This is a genomic window from Thermoflexus sp. (genome assembly GCF_042408365.1).
Lineage (GTDB): Bacteria > Chloroflexota > Anaerolineae > Thermoflexales > Thermoflexaceae > Thermoflexus.
Window position 1 is genome coordinate 1 of the sequence record NZ_JBHOQJ010000062.1, and the last position, 20145, is coordinate 20145.

Genomic DNA, 20145 nt, shown 5'->3' on the forward strand with positions numbered 1-20145 from the left:
CGGGCCGCTTAGGCGGCCCGCCCCTCATAGGAAATCCATGTAATCTACATCTTTTGGAAGTGGACCGCGTAGCGCCTTGGATGTTTGACGCTCAGCGCTTGGCCTTCCCGGACAGGGCCTTTTTGCGTCGGGAGATCGGCGGACCTCCTTTTATACCCCTGCGCTTTACCCAAGTTTAGCACACTTTAAGAACGAGAGCAGCGCTGCGCCATCGCTTCCGCCGCGCGGATCCGCTTCCCCAGCGCCGGATGGGTGTAGAGGATCCATTCCACCCAAGGCTTGGGGTCGAGCTCCGCCAGGTTTTGTTCCCCCAGCTTCCGCAGGGCGGCGGCCAGAGCCTCCGGTCGCCCGCATAGACGGATCGCTTCCCGGTCCGCTTCCCATTCCCGCCAGCGAGACCAAGCGTTGGTGGGGATCATCGTGGCTAAGCTGAAGAGGAAAGCCCCCAGGGCCAGCACAGGCAGGCTGGAGGGGTGATCCAGGCGCGGGATGTTCAGGAGCCTGAGGATCCACGGCAGCACCTGGGCCCCGAGGAAGAGCCCGATCCCATTCAGGAGGCTCGCGAAGGCTAGGCCGAGGGGGATATCCCGATGCAGGTGATGGGCCAGCTCGTGGGCCAGGATCGCCTCGATTTCATCCGGCGTGTAACCCTGAAGCAGGGTATCGCCCACCACGATCCGTCGCGTTGGGCCCAGCCCCATCAGCCCGGCGTTGGCGGTTCGGGTTCGCCGGCTCATATCGATCGTGAAAACGCCGCGGATGCGGACACCGGCTCGATCCGCGAGGCGGATCAACCGAGCGCTCAGCTCGGGATCCTGGAGCGGGCGGAATCGGTAAAACAGCGGAGCCAGGAGCACTGGGGCGAGGTGGGCAAGGAGAACGGTGAAAAGGATCCAGACAGAGCCCACGGGCACCCACCATGTGGATGGCCAGCGCCGGAAGGCCAAGTATAGCCCCCCGATCAAGGGAAGCCCGATCCCCGCGCCGAGCCCCCAGGCTTTCATCCGGTCGCTGATCCACCCTATCAAGGTTTGGGTGGAAAGGCCGAAGCGATGGGGAAGGAGAAACCCGCTGTAGCAATCGAGGGGAAGCGACAACAACGCCCAACCCCCGCCGAAGGCCACGGCCATCCCTATGGCATCAAAAGGAAAGGGGAGGGCCCGGGCCCACGCTTCGCCCATCGCGTAAGCGAGACCGGATAGGATCCAGAGGAAGCTGTAGACGATGAAAAGCCCGAGCTCTAAGAGCCACAGGCGACGGCGGAGCCGAGCATAACGTTTCGCTTCCTGCTGGCGGTCCGCCCCCGGATTTCCCATCGCCATCTGTTGCTACCGTTCAGGTTTCAGGATCACTACGACTCCAGAATAGAGGGAGCGGAACCGCTCGGCGTCCGCCTCGGTGCCGGCCACGCCCGCGCCGTAGTGCATGGGGATCGCCACCTTCGGCGCGATGGCTGCTGCCGCCTGGGCTGCCTCCTCAGCGGTCATTACATAGACCCCGCTGATGGGGAGCAAGGCGATGTCGCAGCGGATCTCTTTCATTTCCGGAATGAAGTCGGTATCCCCGGCGAAGTAGAGGCGTTCTCCTTCGATGGTGAGGACAAACCCCAGCCCGCCGGCCTCTTTGGGATGGAAGCGTTTATTGACGTTGTAAGCCGGCACCGCTTCGATCTCCACGCCCATCAGGGAGAGCCGTTCGCCGGGGCGCATGGCACGGGCGCCCTTGATTTTGGCGGCCGCGGCCGCGTTCCCAATGATCACCGTCTCCGGCTTGCGCAGGCGGTTGACGTCCTCGGGGGAGCAATGATCGAAGTGCTCGTGGCTGATCAGAATGAGATCCGCCTTCGGCGCGTTCGCGGGGATCTGCCATGGGTCCAGGTAAATGACGGGCGGGCCGTCGATACGAAAGGCGTCATGGCCCAGCCAGTGGATCCGATCCAGCAAACGAGGGCGCTGCTCCATTGGGAACCTCCGGTTGGTGTCTGAGCAGTGGGACGATTCGGGAAAACTATACGCCCAAGCGACCCGAGACGGCAAGGGCCCGTCACTTCGCATAGACAATCGCCCTTTGCAGGCACCTGCCCAGGGGTTAACCCATCGATAAAACCCGGGTAACTGTTCAGCTCCAAGGGGGGTGGGGCTCTTCCGCGTTCTTATGAGAGCGCTGAACGGAATGCGACCTGGCTGTTACAAACCCGGAGGATTATACGTTCCAGGCGACGGATCAGACGACGGGCGCTCGCTTCCACGTCGGGAGTTAACCCTTCACCGTAACGGAAATCCCGACCGACGATCCCATACACCACCATCCGGGAAGGGGAGGCCTCCAGCATGCGGGCGAAAATGATCGCTTCCCGTAGGGCAAGCCCATGGGTGGACAGCCAGCGTTCCCGCCGATCGGTCAGGAGGTCCTCCCCCCGGATCCGGAGGATCGTCCCCGGAGGGACCTCCGCGACCGCCGCATCCACAATCCAGGCGATCTCCGCTCCCGCCCACGCCTGGGCCAGCGCGACAGGATCTGGAACCCCCAAGGGAAAAACCTTCAGCGGCGGCCAGCCATGAGCCTGAAAGTATTGCGCCACCCAAAGCCCCACCCCATCGTCCCGCCGCATCCGGTTGCCGAGGCCAATGAGCACCAAGGGTTTTCCATCCTTCATCCCAGATCCTGAAACTCCAGCCTCAAGAAATGGGTCGCACAGGAAATGCACGGATCATAATTTCGGATTGCCTGCTCACAGCGCCATGTGATTTGGTCCTTCGGCAAGGAGAGCCAGCGGGGAACCATCTTCCGCAGGTCATCCTCGATGCGCCGCTGGTTCTGAGCGGTGGGAGGGACGATCCTGGCCTCCTCAATCAGGCCATCGGCGCTGATCCGATAGCGATGGTAGAGGATCCCCCGGGGAGCCTCGCTAGCCCCATACCCGATCCCCGGCCGCACCTCCACTGGCTCCCACGGATGATCCGGTGGCTCATAACGCTCGATCAGACGCAGGGCTTCCTCGCAGGCGTGCAGGATCTCGATCCCTCGAACGAGGAGGCTTCGGAAGGGATTGCGAACCGGCGGGGTCAGGCCGATGGAGGCCGCCACCTCCCGGGCGAGCGGCGCGAGCTGAGCGAAGTTCAAGTTCAAACGGGCCAGAGGACCGACCATATAACTGCCGCGTCCCCGGACGATCGAATGCAGGGCGTTGCTGTAGGGAACCTGGAGTTCCTCAAAGACCTCCTCGAAGGCGGACACAGGGATGACGATTCCCTTGCTGGAGCGGATTTGACCTTCCAAGATCGCATATTCTTCCGGATGATAAAGGGCAACGAATTCGTAGTCCTCCTCAAAATCCGGGAACTCCAACCCGGCCATCCAGTGAAGGGCCTCGACGATGGAATCGCGGGCGCGGGCGAGCTCCTCCCTGTGTTCCAGCAGGGCTTTGCGGGAGGGCACGGAATAGAACCCCCCGATCCGGACGTTAATGGGGTGGATCTCGCGGCCGCCGATCCGGGCCATCAGGGCATTCCCCGCCTTTTTGATCTGCAACCCCCTCTGCACCCATTCGGGATGATCCCGGGCCATGTGCAAGGCGCTCTCGTAACCGAGGAAGTCGGGTAGATGCAGAAGGAACACATGGAGAGCATGGCTCTCGATCCACTCGCCATAGTACAGCAGGAGCCGAAGATCCCGAAGGGGGCCTGAGATCGAAAGCCCCAAGAGGCCCTCGATGGCGTTGCAGGCGCTCATCTGATAGGCCACTGGACAGATCCCGCAGATCCGGGCGGTGATGTCCGGTGCTTCCTCCAAGCGACGCCCACGCAGGAACGCCTCGAAGAAACGGGGAGGCTCGTAGATCTCCAAGCGCAATTCGTGCACTTGGCCGTTGCGTACCCGCACGTGCAGGGCGCCTTCCCCTTCCACCCGCGCCAGCGCGTCAACCCGAACGGTCAACGTCCGTGGCTTCTGCATAGCGTGCTCCTGCCTCCTTGAAAGCGGGGGCATACGCATTGAAGGTTCGGAACAAGCGAACCAGGTCCGCGGAAGCCATCCCGCGGGCCAGAAACCAGTCCCCCAGACTCGTTGGGTTGGGGGTCTCCATGGGGCCGAAACAACCGTAGCATCCCCGCCGGTAGGCTGGGCACAGGGCGCCGCAACCCGCCTGGGTGACCGGGCCTAAGCAAGGGATCCCCTGAGCGACCATCACGCAAACGATCCCCCGGCGTTTGCATTCGATGCACACGCTGTGATGGGGGATATTGGGCCGCCGCCCGTTGAGAAAGGCGCTGAGGAGCTCCAACAGGGGTCCCTTGCCGATGGGGCAACCCCGCAGCTCGAAATCCACCGGCACATAGGCAGAGGCGGGGAGGGATTTCTCAAGCGTTTTAATGTATTCCGGACGGGCGTAGACCAGATCCAAGAAGCCGCGCACATCCGCGAAGTTCCGCAGGGCCTGGATCCCACCTGCCGTGGCGCAGGCCCCGATGGCGACCAGGAAGCGGCTCTGACGTCGGATCTCGCGGATTTGCTCGATTTGTTCGGGGGTGGAAATGCTTCCTTCCACCAGGGAGAGATCGTAGGGCCCTCGCACCACGGCCCGCGAGGCCTCCAGGAAGTAAGCGATCTCCACCTCCCCGGCCAGCGCCAGCAGCTCATCCTCGCAGTCCAGAAGCGTTAACTGACAGCCGTCGCACGAGGCGAACTTCCAGACAGCCAGCTTGGGTTTGCGACGCTTGGGCATTGGCGCCTCCAGTCGATTGAGATCGCCCTTTTTGGGCTGGCGGCCGACATCCGGCGCGAAGCGCCTTGGGAGGCCGATTGCCAATCGGCGCAAAGAGCCGCTTAAAGCTCGCGCACCTCCAGCAACGGACGGACGCGGGGAAGGGGAAACACCGGTCCGTCCCGGCAGATGAAGAGCGGGCCGAACTGGCAGTGGCCACAAAACCCCACCGCGCATTTCATGTTTCGTTCCAGCGAAAGGAAAATGCGCTCCGGCAGGACCCCCCGGTCCTCCAGCTCCCGGGCGGCGACCCGCATCATCACCTCGGGGCCGCACATCAGGACGAAGGCGCGCCGCAGATCGAGGAGCCGCTCCGCCAGAGGCAACAAGGTGGTCACCACGCCGATATGTCCCCGCCAGGCCTCATCGCCGCGATCGACGGTCACGAAGACATGCAGGTCCAGGCGCCCGCGCCACCGCTCCAGCTCCAATTGATAGAGCAGATCCGCCGGGGTTCGGGATCCGTAGAGGAGAACGATCTGTTCGTAATCCGAGCGATGGGCCAGCAGATATTGCAAGGCAGGGCGCAACGGGGCGAGCCCGATGCCTCCGGCCAGGATCAGGATGTCTTGCCCTTGGGCTTCCTCCAGAGGCCAGCCATGCCCGAACGGCCCCCGAACCCCCACGACGTGCCCCTTGCGGAGGCGGGCCAGGGCTCGGGTGACATGCCCGACGGCCCGCACCGTATGCTCCAGATCGCGGGTTCGAGGATGAACGCCGCTGATGGAGATGGGAACCTCGCCGATGCCGAAGAGATACAGCATGTTGAACTGGCCGGGCCGGAAGGAAAAGGCGCTCCCGTCCGGAGGGCGTAGGCGCAGGGTGATGGTGTCCAGGGTCTCCCGGCGAACGCCGGTGACCTGGAAAGGGAGGGGGAGGAACAGGTCAGGAGCCGGGGGAGCGATCGCCTGAGGGATCATAGAGCCCTCCTCGGCGCGGGAGCGTAAAGGTCAAGGAGCTGTAGACGGGTCGCCTTGAGCCGCCCGGCCACCACGGCCAGCAACCGGCTGAGGATCCAAGCCGCCAGGGCGCAGTCCCGGTGCATCCGATCCCGCAATTGGGCGGCGTCCAGGACCAGGGCTTTGGTCTCCGTGAGCGCCCGGGCATCGAACTCCCAGCGATAAGGGGGGAGCGCCCAGGACCATCCGACGATCTCCCCGGCGCTCACCGTCTGCAGGCGCAGGGAACCCCGCTCCGGGACAAACATTTCGATCGCCACCAGGCCGTCGATGATCAGGAAAAAGGCATCGGCGGCCCGGCCTTCCCGCAAGAGCAAGGTGTCCGGGGCGTACGTCTGCATCCGGGCGATCTCCGCCAGGCTCTCCCTCCAGGCCGCTTCCATATCGTGAGTGAAGGGATGCTGACGCAGCGCTTCCAGGATCTCGTCCTTTGACATCGTTTACCTCCTCTCGCCAACCGGAGCGCCATCCGTCTGCCGGATCGCCGCAACCTCCTCCGTCAGGTCGATGCCCACGGGGCACCACGTGATGCAACGCCCGCAACCCACACAACCGGAGGTTCCGAACTGATCCCACCAGGAGGCCAGCTTGTGGGTGAGCCATTGGCGATAGCGCGCCTTGGCGCTCTGACGGATCGGACGTCCGGCGGTGTAGGTGAAGGCGGTGGTGAAGCAGGAGTCCCACCGGCGCACCCGCTCCGCCTGGGCTCCCGCCAGGTCGCTGATGTCCTCCACCGTGAAGCAAAAGCAGGTGGGGCAGACCATCGTGCAGTTCCCGCATGTGAGGCAGCGCTGGGCCACCTCCTCCCAGCGCGGATGCTCCAGGTTACGGTAAAGGAGGCCCGGGAGGTCGGTGGTGTCCAGCTTCCGACCCATGGAGCGGGCGGTTTCCTCCAGAGCGGCCTCCACGGCGGAGCGATCCGCCTCCGTGGCGGGCGCGCAGGGGATCTCCGCCATGAGCTGGGCGCCGCGCTCGGTTCCGATCTCGACCACGAAGGTGTCGGGGAGCTCGGTGAGGATGAGGTCGGCGCCGGGCGGCGCTTTGGGCCCGGTGCCCATGGAGGCACAAAAGCATGTGCTCCCGGCCACCGTGCATTGGACGGCGATCAAGAAAATCGCCTCGCGACGGGCCTGATAAACCGGATCCACATAGGGGCCGGCCGCGAGCACCCGGTCCAGGATGGCGATGGCGTGGAGCTCGCAGGCCCGGACGCCGAGGAAGGCGTAGCGGGGCGGGGGGTCGGTGGCGGGGATCCATTCAAAGCCTTGGCCGTTGCGGCGCGCCCGACCCAGGGGGAGGACAGGGGGATGCAGGAAGCGCTTCCAGGAATGAGGGCCGACGGCGTAACCGAAGAAGGCTTCATCCTCGCGAGGCTTCAGCCGGTACCAGCCCTTTTCCTGCTCGTCGGTCCAGCCGATGGGGAGATCCGCGAGGCGTTGGATCTCATCGTACACGATGGCGCCGTCCTGGATGCGCGGGCCGATCACGATGTAGCCCCGGCGCTGTAAGGCCTCGAGCAGCGCTTGGAGCTGCGCCTTCTCCATCCGCCAGGCCTGGCCCGGGGCCGGGCGGACGGGTTCTTGGGTCCCCATGCGAACCTCCCATGGAGCGGGCGGTTGATCAGATTATAATCTTCGATCAACAGATCCGAGGAAGCTGCTCGCCGGCCAGCATGCTGACGACCCGGAAACCGCCGATCCGGGTGCGGAGCAAAACGAGATGTCGGGGATCTTCCACCACCTCCCCGATGATCGCCGCTTCCTGTCCGAGAGGATGGGCCCGCATGGCCTCCAAGACCCGTTCGGCGTCCTCGCGGGCCACCACGGCCACCAGCTTCCCCTCGTTGGCCACGTGGAGAGGATCCAGCCCCAGGATCTCGCAGGCGCCCTTCACCTCGTCTTGGATCGGGATGCGGCCCTCGTCGATGTGGATGCCGACGCCGGAGCTCATCGCGATCTCGTTCAGGGCGCTGGCCAGGCCGCCCCGCGTCGCGTCGCGCATACAGCGGATGCGGGGGCTGGCCCGCAACATGGCGGCCACCAGGGTGTGGAGGGGGGCGGTGTCCGAGCGGACAGGCCGCTCGAACCCGATTTGGGCGCGGGCCAGCATCACGGCGATCCCGTGGGCGGCGATGGGACCGTTGAGCAATACCAGATCCCCAGGCCGCGCCTGATCGGCGGACAGGAGGCCCTCGTATTCCACCACCCCGATGCCGGTGGTGGTGATGAAGAGCTTGTCCGCCTTCCCCCGGTTCACTACCTTCGTATCCCCTGTCACGATAGGAACCCCCGCTTCCTCAGCGGCCCGACGCATGGAGTCCACGATCTGGCACAGGGTGTCAATGGGCAGCCCTTCCTCCAGGATGAAGGCGGCGCTCAAGACCAAGGGGCGCGCCCCGCTGACGGCCAGGTCGTTGATCGTCCCGTTGACGGCCAGCTGACCGATGTCGCCGCCCGGAAACACGATGGGATCGACCACGAAGGAGTCGGTGGTGAAGGCCAACCGCAGCCCGTCCACGTTCAGGACGGCGGCGTCGTTCAGGACGCGGGTTTCCGGCGGCAAGAGGAGTGGGCGGAACACCTTCTCGATGAGTTCGTGCATCAGCCGCCCGCCGCTTCCGTGCCCCAACAGCACCATGCGATAGGAAAGGGGCGGGACTGGACAAGATCCCATGGGCTCCACGGTCGCCATAACGGTTACGCTCCTCGGAACTGAGGCTCCCGCTTCTCGAAGAAAGCGGCCAGGCCTTCCGCGAAATCCGGCGTCTCGGCGATCTCCACCAGATGGCGCAACTCTTTCGCCATATGGACATCTAGGCGATCGATCCCGAGGGCTTCGTTGATGAGGGCCTTGGTGATCGCCCACGCCCGGGTGGGCCCGCGGGCCAGCCGCCCGGCGATCGCCTCCACCTCCCGATCAAAGGTTTCAAAGGGGAAGATCCCGTTGATGAGGCCCCACTCCAGGGCCTGCTGGGCGCTGAGGCGAGGGTTCAGAAAAACCATCTCCATCGTCCGCCTCAGGCCGATGAGCCGGGGGAGAATAAAAGTGGTGCTTTCCGCGCCGGTGAGGCTGGTCTTTGAATACGCCCACTCGAAGCTGGCCCGATCGGAGGCGAAGACCAGATCGCAGGCCATCGCCAGGCCCAGCCCCCCCGCCGCGGCGATCCCCTTGACGGCGGCGATGAACGGCTTGGGGGCGCGACGGATCTCCGAGATCGTGCTGTGGAGGTATTCCAGGATCTCCTTGAAACTGCGCCCGTAGCCGCTCTCGATCTCGCGGGACTCCGGTTGGAGGTATGAGAAATCCTCCGGGTGCTCCTGCTCCCGGATGTACTTGAGGTCCGCCCCGCTGCAGAACACCCGATCGGTTCCGGCCAGGATGACGCAACGGATCTCCGGATCACGGGCGAATTGAAGGGCGGCCTTCCGCAGATCTCGGGCCATCATCACGTCCAGGGCGTTGAAGCGATCCGGCCGGTCCAACTGGATGATCCCGACCGCATCCTCCCGCCGCATCCGGATGTGATAAAGCTCAACAGTCTCCGATTTCATCCCGATCCACCTCCAAGGGCCGAAGGGCCCGTGATGTGTCCTCCGTATTCATACCATATTCGGCACGCGCCTTCGCTGCTGACCATGCAGGCACCCACCGGGGTTTCCGGGGTGCATTCTTGGCCGAAGAGCCGGCAATCATAAGGGGTGGCGACGCCGGCCATGATGTTCCCGCAAAGGCATTCCTGGGTGAGACGGGGCGGGGCATCGCGCAGCCATTCCGAGAGGCGGATGTCGAAGCGGGCCCGCGCATCGACCCCAGCGTACTTCGGGCGCAGGCGGAGGTTGCCGTTGGGCACGTAGGCGATCCCCCGCCAGATCCCGCTTTCCGTCTCGAACACCTCCCAGAGCAGCCGCTGGGCGTTGCGGTTGCCCTCCGGCGTGACGCAACGCGGGTAGGCGTTGACCACCCGCTTCTCGCCCCGGCGGATCAGCTCCACCAGCTGAACCAGCGCGCCGAGGATGTCCAGGGGCTCGAACCCGGCGACCACCACCGGGATGCCATGGCGCTCCACAAAGCGCTCGAAGACCTTCCATCCGGTGATGGTCGCGGCGTGGCCGGCGGCCAGGAACCCTTGGACGCGCGTGCGAGGCATCTCGGCCACGATCTCCATCACGGGGGGGATGTACTTGTGAGCGGAGAGCACCGAGAAATTCTTCGGCGGGCCGGAGAGGATCACCGCCGCCGTGGCCACCGCGGTGGTCTCAAACCCGGTGGCGAAGAAGACCACCTCCCGATCGGTCTCCCGGGCGATCTGCAAGGCCTCCCACGGGCTGTAGATCACGCGGACGTCCGCCCCCTCCGCTTTGGCTTCCGCCAGGGACTTGAGGGTCCCCGGAACCCGGAACATATCCCCGAAGGTGAGCAGAACCACCCCCTGCTCGGCGAGGTAGACGGCCTCGTCCACCTCCGGCATGTCGGTCACGCACACCGGGCACCCCGGCCCCATGATGATGTGGAGGTGGGGCGGGAGGAGGCTTCGGAGCCCGAAGCGGGCGATGCTCTGTTCGTGGGTGCCGCAGACGTGCATGATCGAGATCGGCTCCTTTAGGTCCGCGCACAGCCGCTCCAGGGCGCGCCGGAAGGCCTGCACCCGCTCCGGGTCGCGGAACTCCAGACGCTCGGAGGGTTTGGGAAGGCGCGTTAGGATCATGGGGCATCCTCCAGGGGTCGGATCTCGCCCTGTACCTCCGCGGCCATCAGGTCCTCCTCCGCCGCCCGCAAGAGCGCCTCATAGAAGGCCAGGGTTTCTTCGACCTCCTCCGAGGGGATGCGCCGGATGGCGAAGCCCACGTGGACCAGGACGTAATCGCCGGGGGCCACCGGCTCGTCCACCGTATGGAGCATCACCGGCTTGCGCACTCCCCAGAAGTCCACCAGGGCCGTCATATCGTTCACTTCCACCACTTTCCCTGGAACCCCCAGGCACATCGCGAGCCTCCTTTCTTGGATCAGAAGGGCGATCGAGGTAGGCCGCGGCGATCAGGATCTGACCCAGGCTGATCCCCCCATCGTTGGGGGGAACTTGGCGATGAAGGAGAACGGTGAACCCTTCTTCCGCCAGGCGCTGGGCGGCCCGTTCGGTGAGCAGGCGGTTCTGGAAGCAGCCCCCGCTCAAGGCCACGCGGCTTTCCCCGACCGCTCGCGCGACCGCTACCATCGCCTGGACCAGGGCGTTATGGAACCGGGCGGCGATCCTCGACCGATCCTCCCCCCGGCGCAGGTCCTCCAGCACGGCCTCCAGCAGCGGGGCCCAGTCCAAGACCCACAGCGGTCCATCCCCCTCCGATCGGGAGGAGAGGGGGAGCGGGTACGCGCCGGCCTCCCGCGGATCGGCAATGAACTCCAATGCCATCGCGGCCTGTCCTTCGAAGGTGATCTCCTGGCGGAGGTCCAGCAGGGCGGCGACGGCATCGAACAGCCGTCCCATGCTGGAAGTCCAGGGGGCGTTCACCCCTCGGGCCATCATTTGGGCCAGCATCTCTCGCTCCCCAGGCCGCAACGCCCGCACCGGGGCGAGGTGGTCCCATTCTAGGACAGCATCCCCTGCCAGCTCCCACAACCACGCGAAGGCCGCCCGTCGGGGCGCGAGGATCGCGGCGTCCCCCCCGGGCAGGCGGAACGGTCGGAGACAAGCGACCCGCCGGAACCCACGGGCATCCCCCCACAGGAACTCCCCGCCCCAGATCGTCCCGTCCGGGCCGTATCCCGTGCCATCCCATGTGACCCCCAGCGCCGGCCCTTCCACGCCGTTGTCCGCGAGGCATGCCACCAGATGGGCATGGTGATGTTGAACGGGGATGAGGGGTAAAGGCGCCCGCCGGCCGAGCGGCTGTGGGAGATCCCCTGCGGCGGCGCGCTGCGCCCAGACGGTGGAGGCGTAGTCCGGGTGCAGATCGTGGGCGATGGCCACCGGCTCGGCCTCGTAGAGGCGGAGGAAATCGAAGATGGCCCGCTCGAAGGCCGCCAGCGCCTCCGCCGTGTCCAGATCCCCGATGTGCTGGCTCAGGAAGACCTGGCGCCCCACGCTGAGGGCGACGGTGTTCTTCAGATGGCCGCCCACCGCCAGGATGGTCGGGAGGGGGCGGTTCAATAAAATCGGCATCGGGGCGAAGCCCCGGGCCCGCCGCAGCAGGCGGGGCTCTCCACCCATAAGAATCATCACGCTGTCGTCGACGTGATGGGCGATCGGCCGGTTGTGAATCAGGAAGGCGTCCGCCACCCGGGACAGCCGATGGAATGCCTCCCACTCGTCCGTGCAGATCGGCTCGTCGCTCAGGTTCCCGCTGGTGGCCACCACCGGGAAGTCCAGCTCATGGAGCAGCAGGTGGTGGAGCGGGGTGTAGGGCAACATCACCCCCAGATAGGGGTTGTCCGGAGCGACGTTCGGAGCCACCGGGGCGTCCGGCCGGCGGGGAAGGAGGACGATCGGGGCCTCGGGCCCCTTCAGTAGGGCTTCCGCCTCCGGAGGGAGGAAGCACATCGCGCGGACCTGATCGAGGTCCCGGGCCATCAGGGCGAAGGGCTTGTCCCGGCGGGGTTTGCGGGCCCGCAACCGATCGATCGCCGCCTCGTTCCGGGCGTCGACCATCAGATGGAATCCGCCCAATCCCTTCACGGCCACGATCCGGCCGGCCCGCAAGGCCTCGGCGGCGTGCCGCAACGCCGCATCCCCCAGCGCGATCCGCATGTATTCCTCAACGCGCGGCGGGAAATCCGGATGGTCCTCCATGGGGTTCAGAGGACCATCCCCCCGGGTGTAAAAGGCCAGGGTGGGGCCGCAGTGGGGGCAGGCGTTGGGCTGGGCGTGGAACCGACGATCCAGCGGATCCTCGTACTCGGCCCGACAGGCCGGGCACATCCGGAAGCGGCGCATCGTGGTGTTCGGTCGATCGTAGGGCAGGGCCTCGAGGATCGTAAAGCGGGGGCCGCAATCGGTGCAGTTGGTGAAGGGGTACCGGTAGCGTCGATCGTTCGGATCATGCACCTCCGCCAGACAGCGGGGGCAGGTGGCGATGTCCGGCAGGACCAGGGCGGTTTTCTCGCCCTCTCCTTCACTGTGGCGGATTTCAAAGCAAGTATAACCGGCGGGATCCAACCAGTGGGCCTGCAGCGAGTGGATCCGCGCGCGGGGAGGGGCCTCCCGGGGGAGGCGCTCCAGGAAGCGCTCCAGACAGGAGGCAGGGCCTTCCACCTCGATGAACACCCCCCGGGTGTCGTTGAGGACCCAGCCCGCCAGGCCAAGCTCAACCGCCAGCCGGTAGATGTAAGGTCGAAACCCCACCCCCTGGACCGCCCCTTGAATTTCCACCCGCAGCCGTCGCTTCTCAGCGGTCATGTTGCGTTCGCCGAAGGGAATCGGGCGTTTCGTTGTTCCATCAGCCACCGGACCCATGCGTCGATGCCCTGACCGGTCCGGCAGGAAACGATGAAAAGCCGCGGATCCGGCCGCAAGATCTCCAGGCCGTGTCGGAAGGCAGCGAGATCGAAGTCCAGGAGCTCCAGGAGATCGGCCTTGTTGAGCACGATGGCGTCGGCCTTTTGGAACATCCCCGGATATTTGTAAGGCTTGTCATGGCCTTCAGGGACGCTGGCGATCACCACGTTTAGGTGAGCGCCCAGGTCGAATTCCGCTGGGCAGATCAGATTTCCCACATTCTCGATGAAGAGCAGATCCAGCGCCGCCAGCGGCAAATGGGCGAGGGCCGAGCGGATCATCGGGGCGTCCAGGTGGCAGGCGCCGCCGGTGTTGATCTGGACCACTGGGATCTGGCGCGTCGCGATCCGTTCCGCATCCAGGGTCGAAGCGATGTCCCCTTCGATCACCCCCACCCGTAGCGCATCGGGGAGGCGCTCGAGCGTTGTGAGGATCAGGCTGGTTTTGCCGGCTCCGGGGGCGGACAGCAGGTTCACGACCAGGAGGCCAGCGGCGTCGAAGGCTGCCCGGTTCTCGGCGGCCACCGCCTCATTGGCCTGAAGGATCGCCTTCACCACCGGGATGTTCGTTCCCATCTTCCACCTCGATGCGCTCCACCAGGCAACGGGTCCCGCCCTCCACTTGAATCTGGGGGCTGCCGCAGAGCGGGCAGACGGGGGTCAGCGGGGGTTCCACCGGGAACCGCGCCCCGCACGCCTGGCAGCGCCCCTCTCCGAGCTCCCGCCGGATCCGCAGGGCGGCGCCCTCAGCCAGCGTCCCACGGCTGAGCAGATCGAAGTAGAAGCGGATGGACTCGTCAACGTAACCGGTGAGGGCGCCGACGATCAGATCGACAGTAAGCACCCGCCGCGCCCCCGCCGCCTCCGCGGCTTCCAGGACCACGGAGAGGATCCCCTGGGTGATGGCCAATTCGTGCATCGGATGGATCTTCCCTCCAACTCCAGTATAGCCGGTCACAACGGGCCCGGCCAAAAGAGGGTCGATGAAGGCAGGCAATCACCCCGACATGTGAAGCTGATCGTTCTATGAGGAATTTCAATCGGGTGTGACGGTGGAGGGGCCCCTGCGATATGGTATGGGGGCAAGCCTTGGGGCATCCCCAAGGGGTGCCCCTACATGGATCCCTCGAAAGGGCGGGTTGTCCGCTTGATCAGGTGGTCCGATCATCCACACCCTTCGGGGAGACTACTACGAAGGCGTGAGCACCGGAATTGCCGCGGGGAGGAATCCGTAGTTTTATGATGGGAGTTGGGTCGCCGGGGGAGGCCGAAGGGCAGCCACCTCCGGCGGTTCGATCCTTCGGTCCGATGAGGAGGAGCGGCCGTGACGATCGCGGCGGAGGGACGGGCGATCCACGTGTTTCAAGAGCGCTTCGGGGAGAGACCGATGTTGCGGGCCCGAGCCCCCGGCCGGGTCAATCTCATCGGGGAGCACACGGATTACAACGAGGGTTTCGTCCTTCCCATCGCCATCGACCGGGCGATTTGGGTAGCGGCCCGCCCCCGCAAGGATCGGCGAGTTCGCCTGGTGGCGGCCGATTTCGAGGAAGAGGCGGAGTTCTCCATCGACCAACTGCGGCCGGGGATGTTGCGAGGGTGGGCGGCGTATCCGGCCGGGGTGGCGTGGGCGCTGGAGGAGGCCGGGATGCGTCTTCCCGGGCTGGAGGCCGTCATCGCAGGGGATGTGCCCATCGCCAGCGGCTTAAGCTCCTCCGCCGCGCTGGAGGTGGCCTTCGCCGTCGCCTGGACGGCGCTGGGTGGCCACGAGAGGTCTCGGCTGGAGCTGGCCCGCCTGTGCCAGCGAGCGGAGAACGAGTTCGTGGGGGTGCGGTGCGGGATTATGGATCAGATGGCGGCCCTGTTCGGCCGGCGCGGATGCGCGCTGCTCATCGATTGTCGTTCCCTCGAAACCCGCCCCGTGCCGATCCCGGAGGAAGCGGTGATCGTAGTGGCCGACAGCGGGGTGCGCCGGGCGCTGGCTGCTTCCGCGTACAACGAGCGCCGGGCGCAGTGTGAGGAGGCGGTGGCCCGACTTCGGACACGGTACCCCGGGATCCGCGCCTTGCGGGACGTGACGCCGGCGCAGCTGGAGGAGGCCCGGATGGAGCTTCCGGAATTGATCTACCGGCGGGCCCGGCATGTGGTGACCGAGAACGAGCGGGTCCTGCAAGCCGTTGTCGCGCTGGAGCGAGGGGATCTGCAGGCCTTCGGGGCTTTGCTCTACGCTTCGCATCGGAGCCTGCGGGACGATTATGAGGTGAGCTCTCCCGAGCTGGACACCCTGGTCGAGGCGGCCGGCTCGGTGGCCGGTGTGTACGGCGCCCGGTTGACCGGAGCGGGCTTTGGAGGTAGCATCCTGGCCGTGGTTCGGCGGGAAGCCGCTCCGGCCGCCGGCGAGGCTATGACGCGTGCCTACCTGGATCGCTTCGGCCGGCAGCCCGCGCTGTTTGTGGTCCGGCCGGACGATGGCGCCACCGTGCATTGGAACACAACAGGATGATGAGCCATCGCGCACGACATCCCTTCCGAGCGCTCCGACACTGGAATTACCGGCTGTATTTCATCGGCCAGCTGATCTCCCTCAGCGGGACGTGGATGCAGACCATCGCCCAGAACTGGCTGGTCTACCGGCTCACCGGATCGCCGGTGGGCCTGGGCGTGATGAACGGCCTCTCGGTCCTGCCTCTCCTTCCCATGGCCCTGTTCGGGGGGAGCCTGGCGGATCGGTTCCCGCGGCGCTGGCTGATCGTCCTCACCCAATCGCTCATGATGGGCCAGGCCTTTCTCCTGGCCTGGCTGACCTGGAGCGGCCACATCCAGGTCTGGCATGTCTGGGTGATGGCGGTGCTGCTCGCCGCTTTCCAGATGCTGGATGTCCCCGCCCGCCAGGCTTTCGTCGTCGAGATGGTGGGGGAGGAGGACCTGGGGAACGCGATCGCCTTGAACTCCTCGCTCTTCAACTTCGCCCGGATCATCGGCCCCTCCTTGGCGGGCCTGGTGGTCGCCACGCTGGGGGAGGCGATGGCCTTCTTTCTAAACGGCCTCTCGTTCCTCGCGGTGATCGGGGGCCTAGCGGCGATGCGATTGCCATCTTCATCCCCCCGCCAACGGCGATCGGGGGCCTCGGTGGATCCGTGGGCCGGGCTGGCCCGCATCCGGTCGGATGCGATCCTGCAGGGCCTGGTGAGCATGGTCGCGGTTTCCGCCTTCCTGTCCATGCCGTACACCACGCTCCTTCCGGTTTTCGCCCGAACCTCGCTCCGGGATAGCGCGGCGCCGGTGGTGGAGACCCTTTGTCGGATGACGGCCGAGGGCCATCTGGGAGGGGTGCTCCTCTCGTGTCAGCAGCCGGAGGCGGTGGCTTACGGCTTGATGATGGGGGCGGTGGGGGTTGGGGCGGTGGCCGGGGCCTTGCTGGCCGCCGCCTACGGGGATGCGGGTCGGCGGGGGCGGATGTTGACGTGGGGGAACCTGGGGTTCCCCATCGCGTTGCTCGGTTTTTCCCTGTCCCGATCGTTTTTCCTCGCGTTGGTCTTCCTGATCCTCACAGGGATCGCCTTCGTGTGGCAGAACGCCTTGGCCAACACCCTGATCCAGGTGCACGTGGAGGATTCCGTGCGGGGACGGGTGATGGGGGTGTACACCCTCTCCTTTCAGGCGATGATGCGCCTGGGCGGGCTTCAGGCCGGCATGATGGCCGGGGCGTTGGGGGCGCCGGCGACCGTGGCCCTGGGGGCCTTGGTCAGCTTGGGCTATATGCTCTGGGCCCACCGGCGCTACCCCGAAATCCGCCAGCTCGCGTGAACGGCGGAGCAGCCAACGACAGGCTGTCCCTCACAGGCGCGCCCACACCCCATTAAGGAGATGGGACGATCCTTGCTGGAGCAAGGCGCAAATCCCCAAGCTGATCGTGCCGCCGAAGATCAGCAGGCCGCAAATGATCCCGAGCGCGGTGAGGGCTAACCCCACCCAGCCCAGGATGATCCCTGCTCGAGCCAGCCCTTCCCCCGTGAGGGCCTCCGGGCGATTCGCGATCTCGCTTCTGGCTTGGTGGCCCAAGATGATCCCGAGGATGGGTCCGATGATGGGGAGAACACCAACCAAGCCCAAGATGCTCAGCACCAGGCTGGCGATCGCCTTACCACTCGTGGTCTTCTCGGCTTGCATAGCGCCTCTCCTTCGGTTTTTAGGAGTTACGCCGTTCGGAGCCCGCGAGAGGAAGGGGAAGCCCCCAAAAGCCCTCATGGGAAACGAACGGCATAACTTCTGGGGTTATCCCTTGCGGGCGAGGAAGAAGGTCCGACCGACATTCCCCCTCATACCCAGATCCTTTTCGGCGTCGTAGGTTACGATCTCTTGAAAACCGGCCTCACTCAACGCCGCGCGGATCTCGTTCTCCGAATAACATCGCTGGGAGAGGGTGAGGTCCGAACGCTGCCAGACGCCGCCCTCCAGCCGAAACATAGTGATCTCGTTTTGGCCAACCTTCTGCTCCGGATCGTAGCGCGCCCGCACGATGCAGACGTGCTCTTCCTCTACGATGGCGAAGGATCCTCGCCAGCGGGTTTGGTATCCTTCCTCCATGTTCAAGTCGAATAGAAAGAGCCCGTTCCTTTCCAGCACGGCGTGAACGTTGCGAAACACCTGCGTCAACTCTTCTAAGCTCATGATGTGGTTCAGGCTGTCGAAGGTGGAGACGACCGCGTCATAGGAAGCGGGCAGGGTGAGCCAGCGGGCGTCGGCGAGGATGAATTGGACTCCCGGCGCGTTTTCACGAGCGTAGCGCAGCATTTCCTCGGATCCGTCGATCCCCGTCACCTGGTATCCGCGTTCGGCCAGGGCCCGCGCCAATTGCCCAGTCCCGCAGCAGAGATCGAGGATCCTCCCCTGGGCGGGCAGATGGGGCAATAACACTCTTTCCAGGACCGGAAGCACCTGGTTGCTGAATAGATCGCCCCAGTACCGATTGTAGCACCATGCGAAGCGATCATACGCCGTGTAGCGTGGCTCCTCGTACGCCATCAAAGACCCCCTAGGTGAATTCGGACTCCTGTTTCTTCCAGATTTGACTTCCGGTTTTAGTCCCCTAGGGGTTTGGAGGTGAGCCGGGCGCTTTTCACCCTGGGCTCGCCCCCAAACCTCACTGAGAAAACAAACGGGACGTTCAGACTCAATGTTCCGCAGGCTGTCAGGTGCGATGATCGAAGACAAAACAAGATCGGAACGAGTGAGGAATCCGCTCGGCCTCTAATTGTGGCGCCACGCTCCTCACCGGATCGACCTTCTTCCCTCTGTTCGCAAGTCTTGCCGCAAGCATTTTACCTCATCCGTCACCCTATCTGCCTTAAGAGGACTACCTGAAGGTGGTAACCGGGTTCCGGCATCTGATCTCCGATTCGTCACCGGGTTGGTTGCGGTGGTTTGTGCTCCTTCCTTAACCTGTCCGAGATCCTTTTTCATACATGGAATTAAAATAATCGACAAGGGCCAACTGCCCGCTGAAGGCCTGGGAAGGCCGGTGCATCGTTTCTGCGTGGATCCTTCGTAAGACTACGACAGGAGAGAGCCATGAGAGATATCCGGCGCACGGTCTTCTATGTCCGTTATTCCATGGGCAACTTCGCCAACACCATCGCCTACCAGGTCTTTGGCAACCGCATCCAGTTCTACTATGTGGACATCCTGGGTTTGAACGCAGCGCTTGCCGGCCTCATCTGGACCATCTATGGGATCTGGAATGCGATCAACGATCCGTTGATGGGCCAGATCTCCGACCGGACCCGCACCCGGATGGGGCGGCGGGTTCCCTACGTCCTCTTTGGGGCGATCCCTTTGGGCCTCTCCTTCTTCCTCCTCTGGACTCCCCCTGGATACCACCCAGTGACGCTGGCCGTGTATTTCTTCACCATGCTTTTCATCTTCGACACCCTTTACAGCCTCACCTGGGTCGCTTACACGGCCCTTTTCCCAGAGATCGCGATGACCGTGAGGGACCGGGTCAATCTTTCCGCGGCGCGGGAGGTCCTGGCGGTCATCGCCCTGCTGCTATCGTACATTCTGGCTCCCATCCTGGCCGACGCGGTCGGGTATGTATGGATGGGCGCCATCATGGGAAGCCTCGTCGCCAGCGGTTACCTAGTTGCGGCGGTTGGGATTCGAGAACGTCCTATCGCCGCTGAAGAGAACGTCGCGGGTCTGCTTCAATCCTTGAAAATCGTCCTTTCCAGTGTGCCCTTCCGTTGGTTTCTGGGAGCGAACATCGCGAAAGAATACATCTGGCTGACCCTGGGCGCAACCCTCCCTTTCTGGCGCAAGTACGCCCTGGGCATCACCGGGAGGACCGAGGTTTTTGGGATCCCGATGTCGCCGGGAGATACCGAGGCCGTTCTACTGGGGATACCGATTCTGCTGACCGCCCCCTCGATCCTACTCTGGCGACCCATTGTCCCCCGCCTGGGATATCGCAGAGCCTGGATCCTGGCCAGTTTCGTTTTCATCCCCGGGCTTCTCATCATAAGCTTCGCTGACAACTTTTACTTAGGACTTGTGGGGACCCTTCTGGCGGCCCCCGGATTGGCGGGCTCCATGATCATGCCCTTCCCGGTGCTCTCGGAGATCGTCGATGAGGACGCCGCCCGACACGGTCACCGTCGGGAGGGGATCTTCTTTGGGATGAACGCCGGGATCATCAAACTGGCCTTCTCCGCCCAGGGCCTTCTGTTCGCCACTGTGATGTCCGTCGCCGGGTATACCGCCGGGAGCGAAGTTCAACCGGCCAGCGTGACCTGGGGCGTTCGCTTCCTGATCGGCATCACCACCATCATCGCCTGCCTCGTCGTCGCCTATTGCATGTACAGGTATCCTCTGGGACGGGCCCGCGCGTCCCAGGGGGTGTGGGTCCGAGGGGCTACTACCTCAGGCAGCCAATGGGAGTGA

19 protein-coding genes and 1 pseudogene are annotated in these 20145 nt (G+C 64.8%); 3 read left to right on the forward strand and 17 right to left on the reverse strand.

All coding sequences use genetic code 11. The annotated features are described in order from the left end of the window. Positions 1 to 185: 185 nt before the first annotated feature. From ACFMO5_RS02690 to ACFMO5_RS02760, 15 genes and pseudogenes are all read right to left on the reverse strand, one after another. Positions 186 to 1322, reverse strand: coding sequence for a M48 family metallopeptidase (locus tag ACFMO5_RS02690; RefSeq protein ID WP_376791231.1), 1137 nt, complete (start codon positions 1320 to 1322; stop codon positions 186 to 188). A gap of 6 nt (positions 1323 to 1328) precedes the next feature. Next, on the reverse strand, positions 1329 to 1961 hold the full coding sequence (locus ACFMO5_RS02695; RefSeq protein WP_376791232.1) for an MBL fold metallo-hydrolase: 633 nt from the start codon (positions 1959 to 1961) through the stop codon (positions 1329 to 1331). Between the two features lie 191 nt (positions 1962 to 2152). Further along, the gene (locus ACFMO5_RS02700; RefSeq protein WP_376791233.1) at positions 2153 to 2656 is read right to left on the reverse strand and encodes a hydrogenase maturation protease; all 504 of its coding nucleotides are present in this window, start codon (positions 2654 to 2656) and stop codon (positions 2153 to 2155) included. Then, the gene (locus ACFMO5_RS02705; RefSeq protein ID WP_376791234.1) at positions 2653 to 3954 is read right to left on the reverse strand and encodes a Ni/Fe hydrogenase subunit alpha; all 1302 of its coding nucleotides are present in this window, start codon (positions 3952 to 3954) and stop codon (positions 2653 to 2655) included. The genes ACFMO5_RS02700 and ACFMO5_RS02705 overlap by 4 nt, the downstream gene beginning before the upstream one ends. Further along, complete coding sequence (locus tag ACFMO5_RS02710) at positions 3920 to 4723, reverse strand: oxidoreductase (protein ID WP_376791235.1); 804 nt, start codon at positions 4721 to 4723, stop codon at positions 3920 to 3922. Before ACFMO5_RS02710 ends, ACFMO5_RS02705 begins: the two co-directional genes overlap by 35 nt. A 101-nt stretch (positions 4724 to 4824) precedes the next feature. After that, positions 4825 to 5682, reverse strand: coding sequence for an FAD/NAD(P)-binding protein (locus ACFMO5_RS02715; RefSeq protein ID WP_376791236.1), 858 nt, complete (start codon positions 5680 to 5682; stop codon positions 4825 to 4827). Continuing rightward, positions 5679 to 6158: a cyclic nucleotide-binding domain-containing protein gene (locus ACFMO5_RS02720; RefSeq protein ID WP_376791237.1), complete on the reverse strand. Its 480-nt coding sequence runs from the start codon at positions 6156 to 6158 to the stop codon at positions 5679 to 5681. The genes ACFMO5_RS02715 and ACFMO5_RS02720 overlap by 4 nt, the downstream gene beginning before the upstream one ends. 3 nt (positions 6159 to 6161) lie before the next feature. Continuing rightward, positions 6162 to 7313, reverse strand: coding sequence for a 4Fe-4S dicluster domain-containing protein (locus tag ACFMO5_RS02725; protein WP_376791238.1), 1152 nt, complete (start codon positions 7311 to 7313; stop codon positions 6162 to 6164). Positions 7314 to 7359: 46 nt separating this feature from the next. Next, positions 7360 to 8412 carry a hydrogenase expression/formation protein HypE gene (hypE, locus tag ACFMO5_RS02730; protein ID WP_376791239.1) on the reverse strand — a complete coding sequence of 351 codons (1053 nt, stop codon included), beginning with the start codon at positions 8410 to 8412 and terminating at the stop codon, positions 7360 to 7362. Between the two features lie 5 nt (positions 8413 to 8417). Continuing rightward, the gene (locus ACFMO5_RS02735) at positions 8418 to 9272 is read right to left on the reverse strand and encodes an enoyl-CoA hydratase/isomerase family protein (RefSeq protein WP_376791240.1); all 855 of its coding nucleotides are present in this window, start codon (positions 9270 to 9272) and stop codon (positions 8418 to 8420) included. Next, positions 9269 to 10426, reverse strand: a complete 1158-nt coding sequence (hypD, locus tag ACFMO5_RS02740; RefSeq protein WP_376791241.1) for a hydrogenase formation protein HypD — start codon at positions 10424 to 10426, stop codon at positions 9269 to 9271. The genes ACFMO5_RS02735 and hypD overlap by 4 nt, the downstream gene beginning before the upstream one ends. Beyond that, positions 10423 to 10704 carry a HypC/HybG/HupF family hydrogenase formation chaperone gene (locus ACFMO5_RS02745; protein WP_376791242.1) on the reverse strand — a complete coding sequence of 94 codons (282 nt, stop codon included), beginning with the start codon at positions 10702 to 10704 and terminating at the stop codon, positions 10423 to 10425. Before ACFMO5_RS02745 ends, hypD begins: the two co-directional genes overlap by 4 nt. Before the next feature lie 58 nt (positions 10705 to 10762). Then, positions 10763 to 13168: pseudogene (gene hypF, locus ACFMO5_RS02750) on the reverse strand (carbamoyltransferase HypF); the annotation flags it as partial. Further along, on the reverse strand, positions 13108 to 13785 hold the full coding sequence (gene hypB / locus ACFMO5_RS02755; RefSeq protein WP_376791243.1) for a hydrogenase nickel incorporation protein HypB: 678 nt from the start codon (positions 13783 to 13785) through the stop codon (positions 13108 to 13110). The pseudogene hypF and the gene hypB, both read right to left, overlap by 61 nt. Beyond that, positions 13739 to 14128 (reverse strand): hydrogenase maturation nickel metallochaperone HypA, encoded by a 390-nt coding sequence (locus tag ACFMO5_RS02760; protein WP_376791244.1) that lies wholly within the window; start codon positions 14126 to 14128, stop codon positions 13739 to 13741. The genes hypB and ACFMO5_RS02760 overlap by 47 nt, the downstream gene beginning before the upstream one ends. A gap of 405 nt (positions 14129 to 14533) precedes the next feature. Between ACFMO5_RS02760 and galK the strand changes: the two genes are divergently transcribed. Together galK and ACFMO5_RS02770 are read left to right on the forward strand one after the other, a co-directional pair. Further along, positions 14534 to 15709 carry a galactokinase gene (galK, locus tag ACFMO5_RS02765; RefSeq protein WP_376791245.1) on the forward strand — a complete coding sequence of 392 codons (1176 nt, stop codon included), beginning with the start codon at positions 14534 to 14536 and terminating at the stop codon, positions 15707 to 15709. After that, a complete protein-coding gene (locus tag ACFMO5_RS02770; RefSeq protein ID WP_376791246.1) occupies positions 15709 to 17013 on the forward strand; it encodes an MFS transporter in 1305 nt (434 codons plus the stop codon). The genes galK and ACFMO5_RS02770 overlap by 1 nt, the downstream gene beginning before the upstream one ends. A 30-nt stretch (positions 17014 to 17043) precedes the next feature. On the opposite strand, the gene ACFMO5_RS02775 is transcribed toward ACFMO5_RS02770, so the two are convergent. Both ACFMO5_RS02775 and ACFMO5_RS02780 read right to left on the reverse strand, forming a co-directional pair. After that, positions 17044 to 17376 (reverse strand): DUF4190 domain-containing protein, encoded by a 333-nt coding sequence (locus tag ACFMO5_RS02775; RefSeq protein ID WP_376791247.1) that lies wholly within the window; start codon positions 17374 to 17376, stop codon positions 17044 to 17046. A gap of 105 nt (positions 17377 to 17481) precedes the next feature. Next, positions 17482 to 18231 carry a class I SAM-dependent methyltransferase gene (locus tag ACFMO5_RS02780; protein ID WP_376791248.1) on the reverse strand — a complete coding sequence of 250 codons (750 nt, stop codon included), beginning with the start codon at positions 18229 to 18231 and terminating at the stop codon, positions 17482 to 17484. 546 nt (positions 18232 to 18777) lie between these two features. Here ACFMO5_RS02780 and ACFMO5_RS02785 point away from each other — a divergent pair. Next, a complete protein-coding gene (locus tag ACFMO5_RS02785; protein WP_376791249.1) occupies positions 18778 to 20145 on the forward strand; it encodes an MFS transporter in 1368 nt (455 codons plus the stop codon).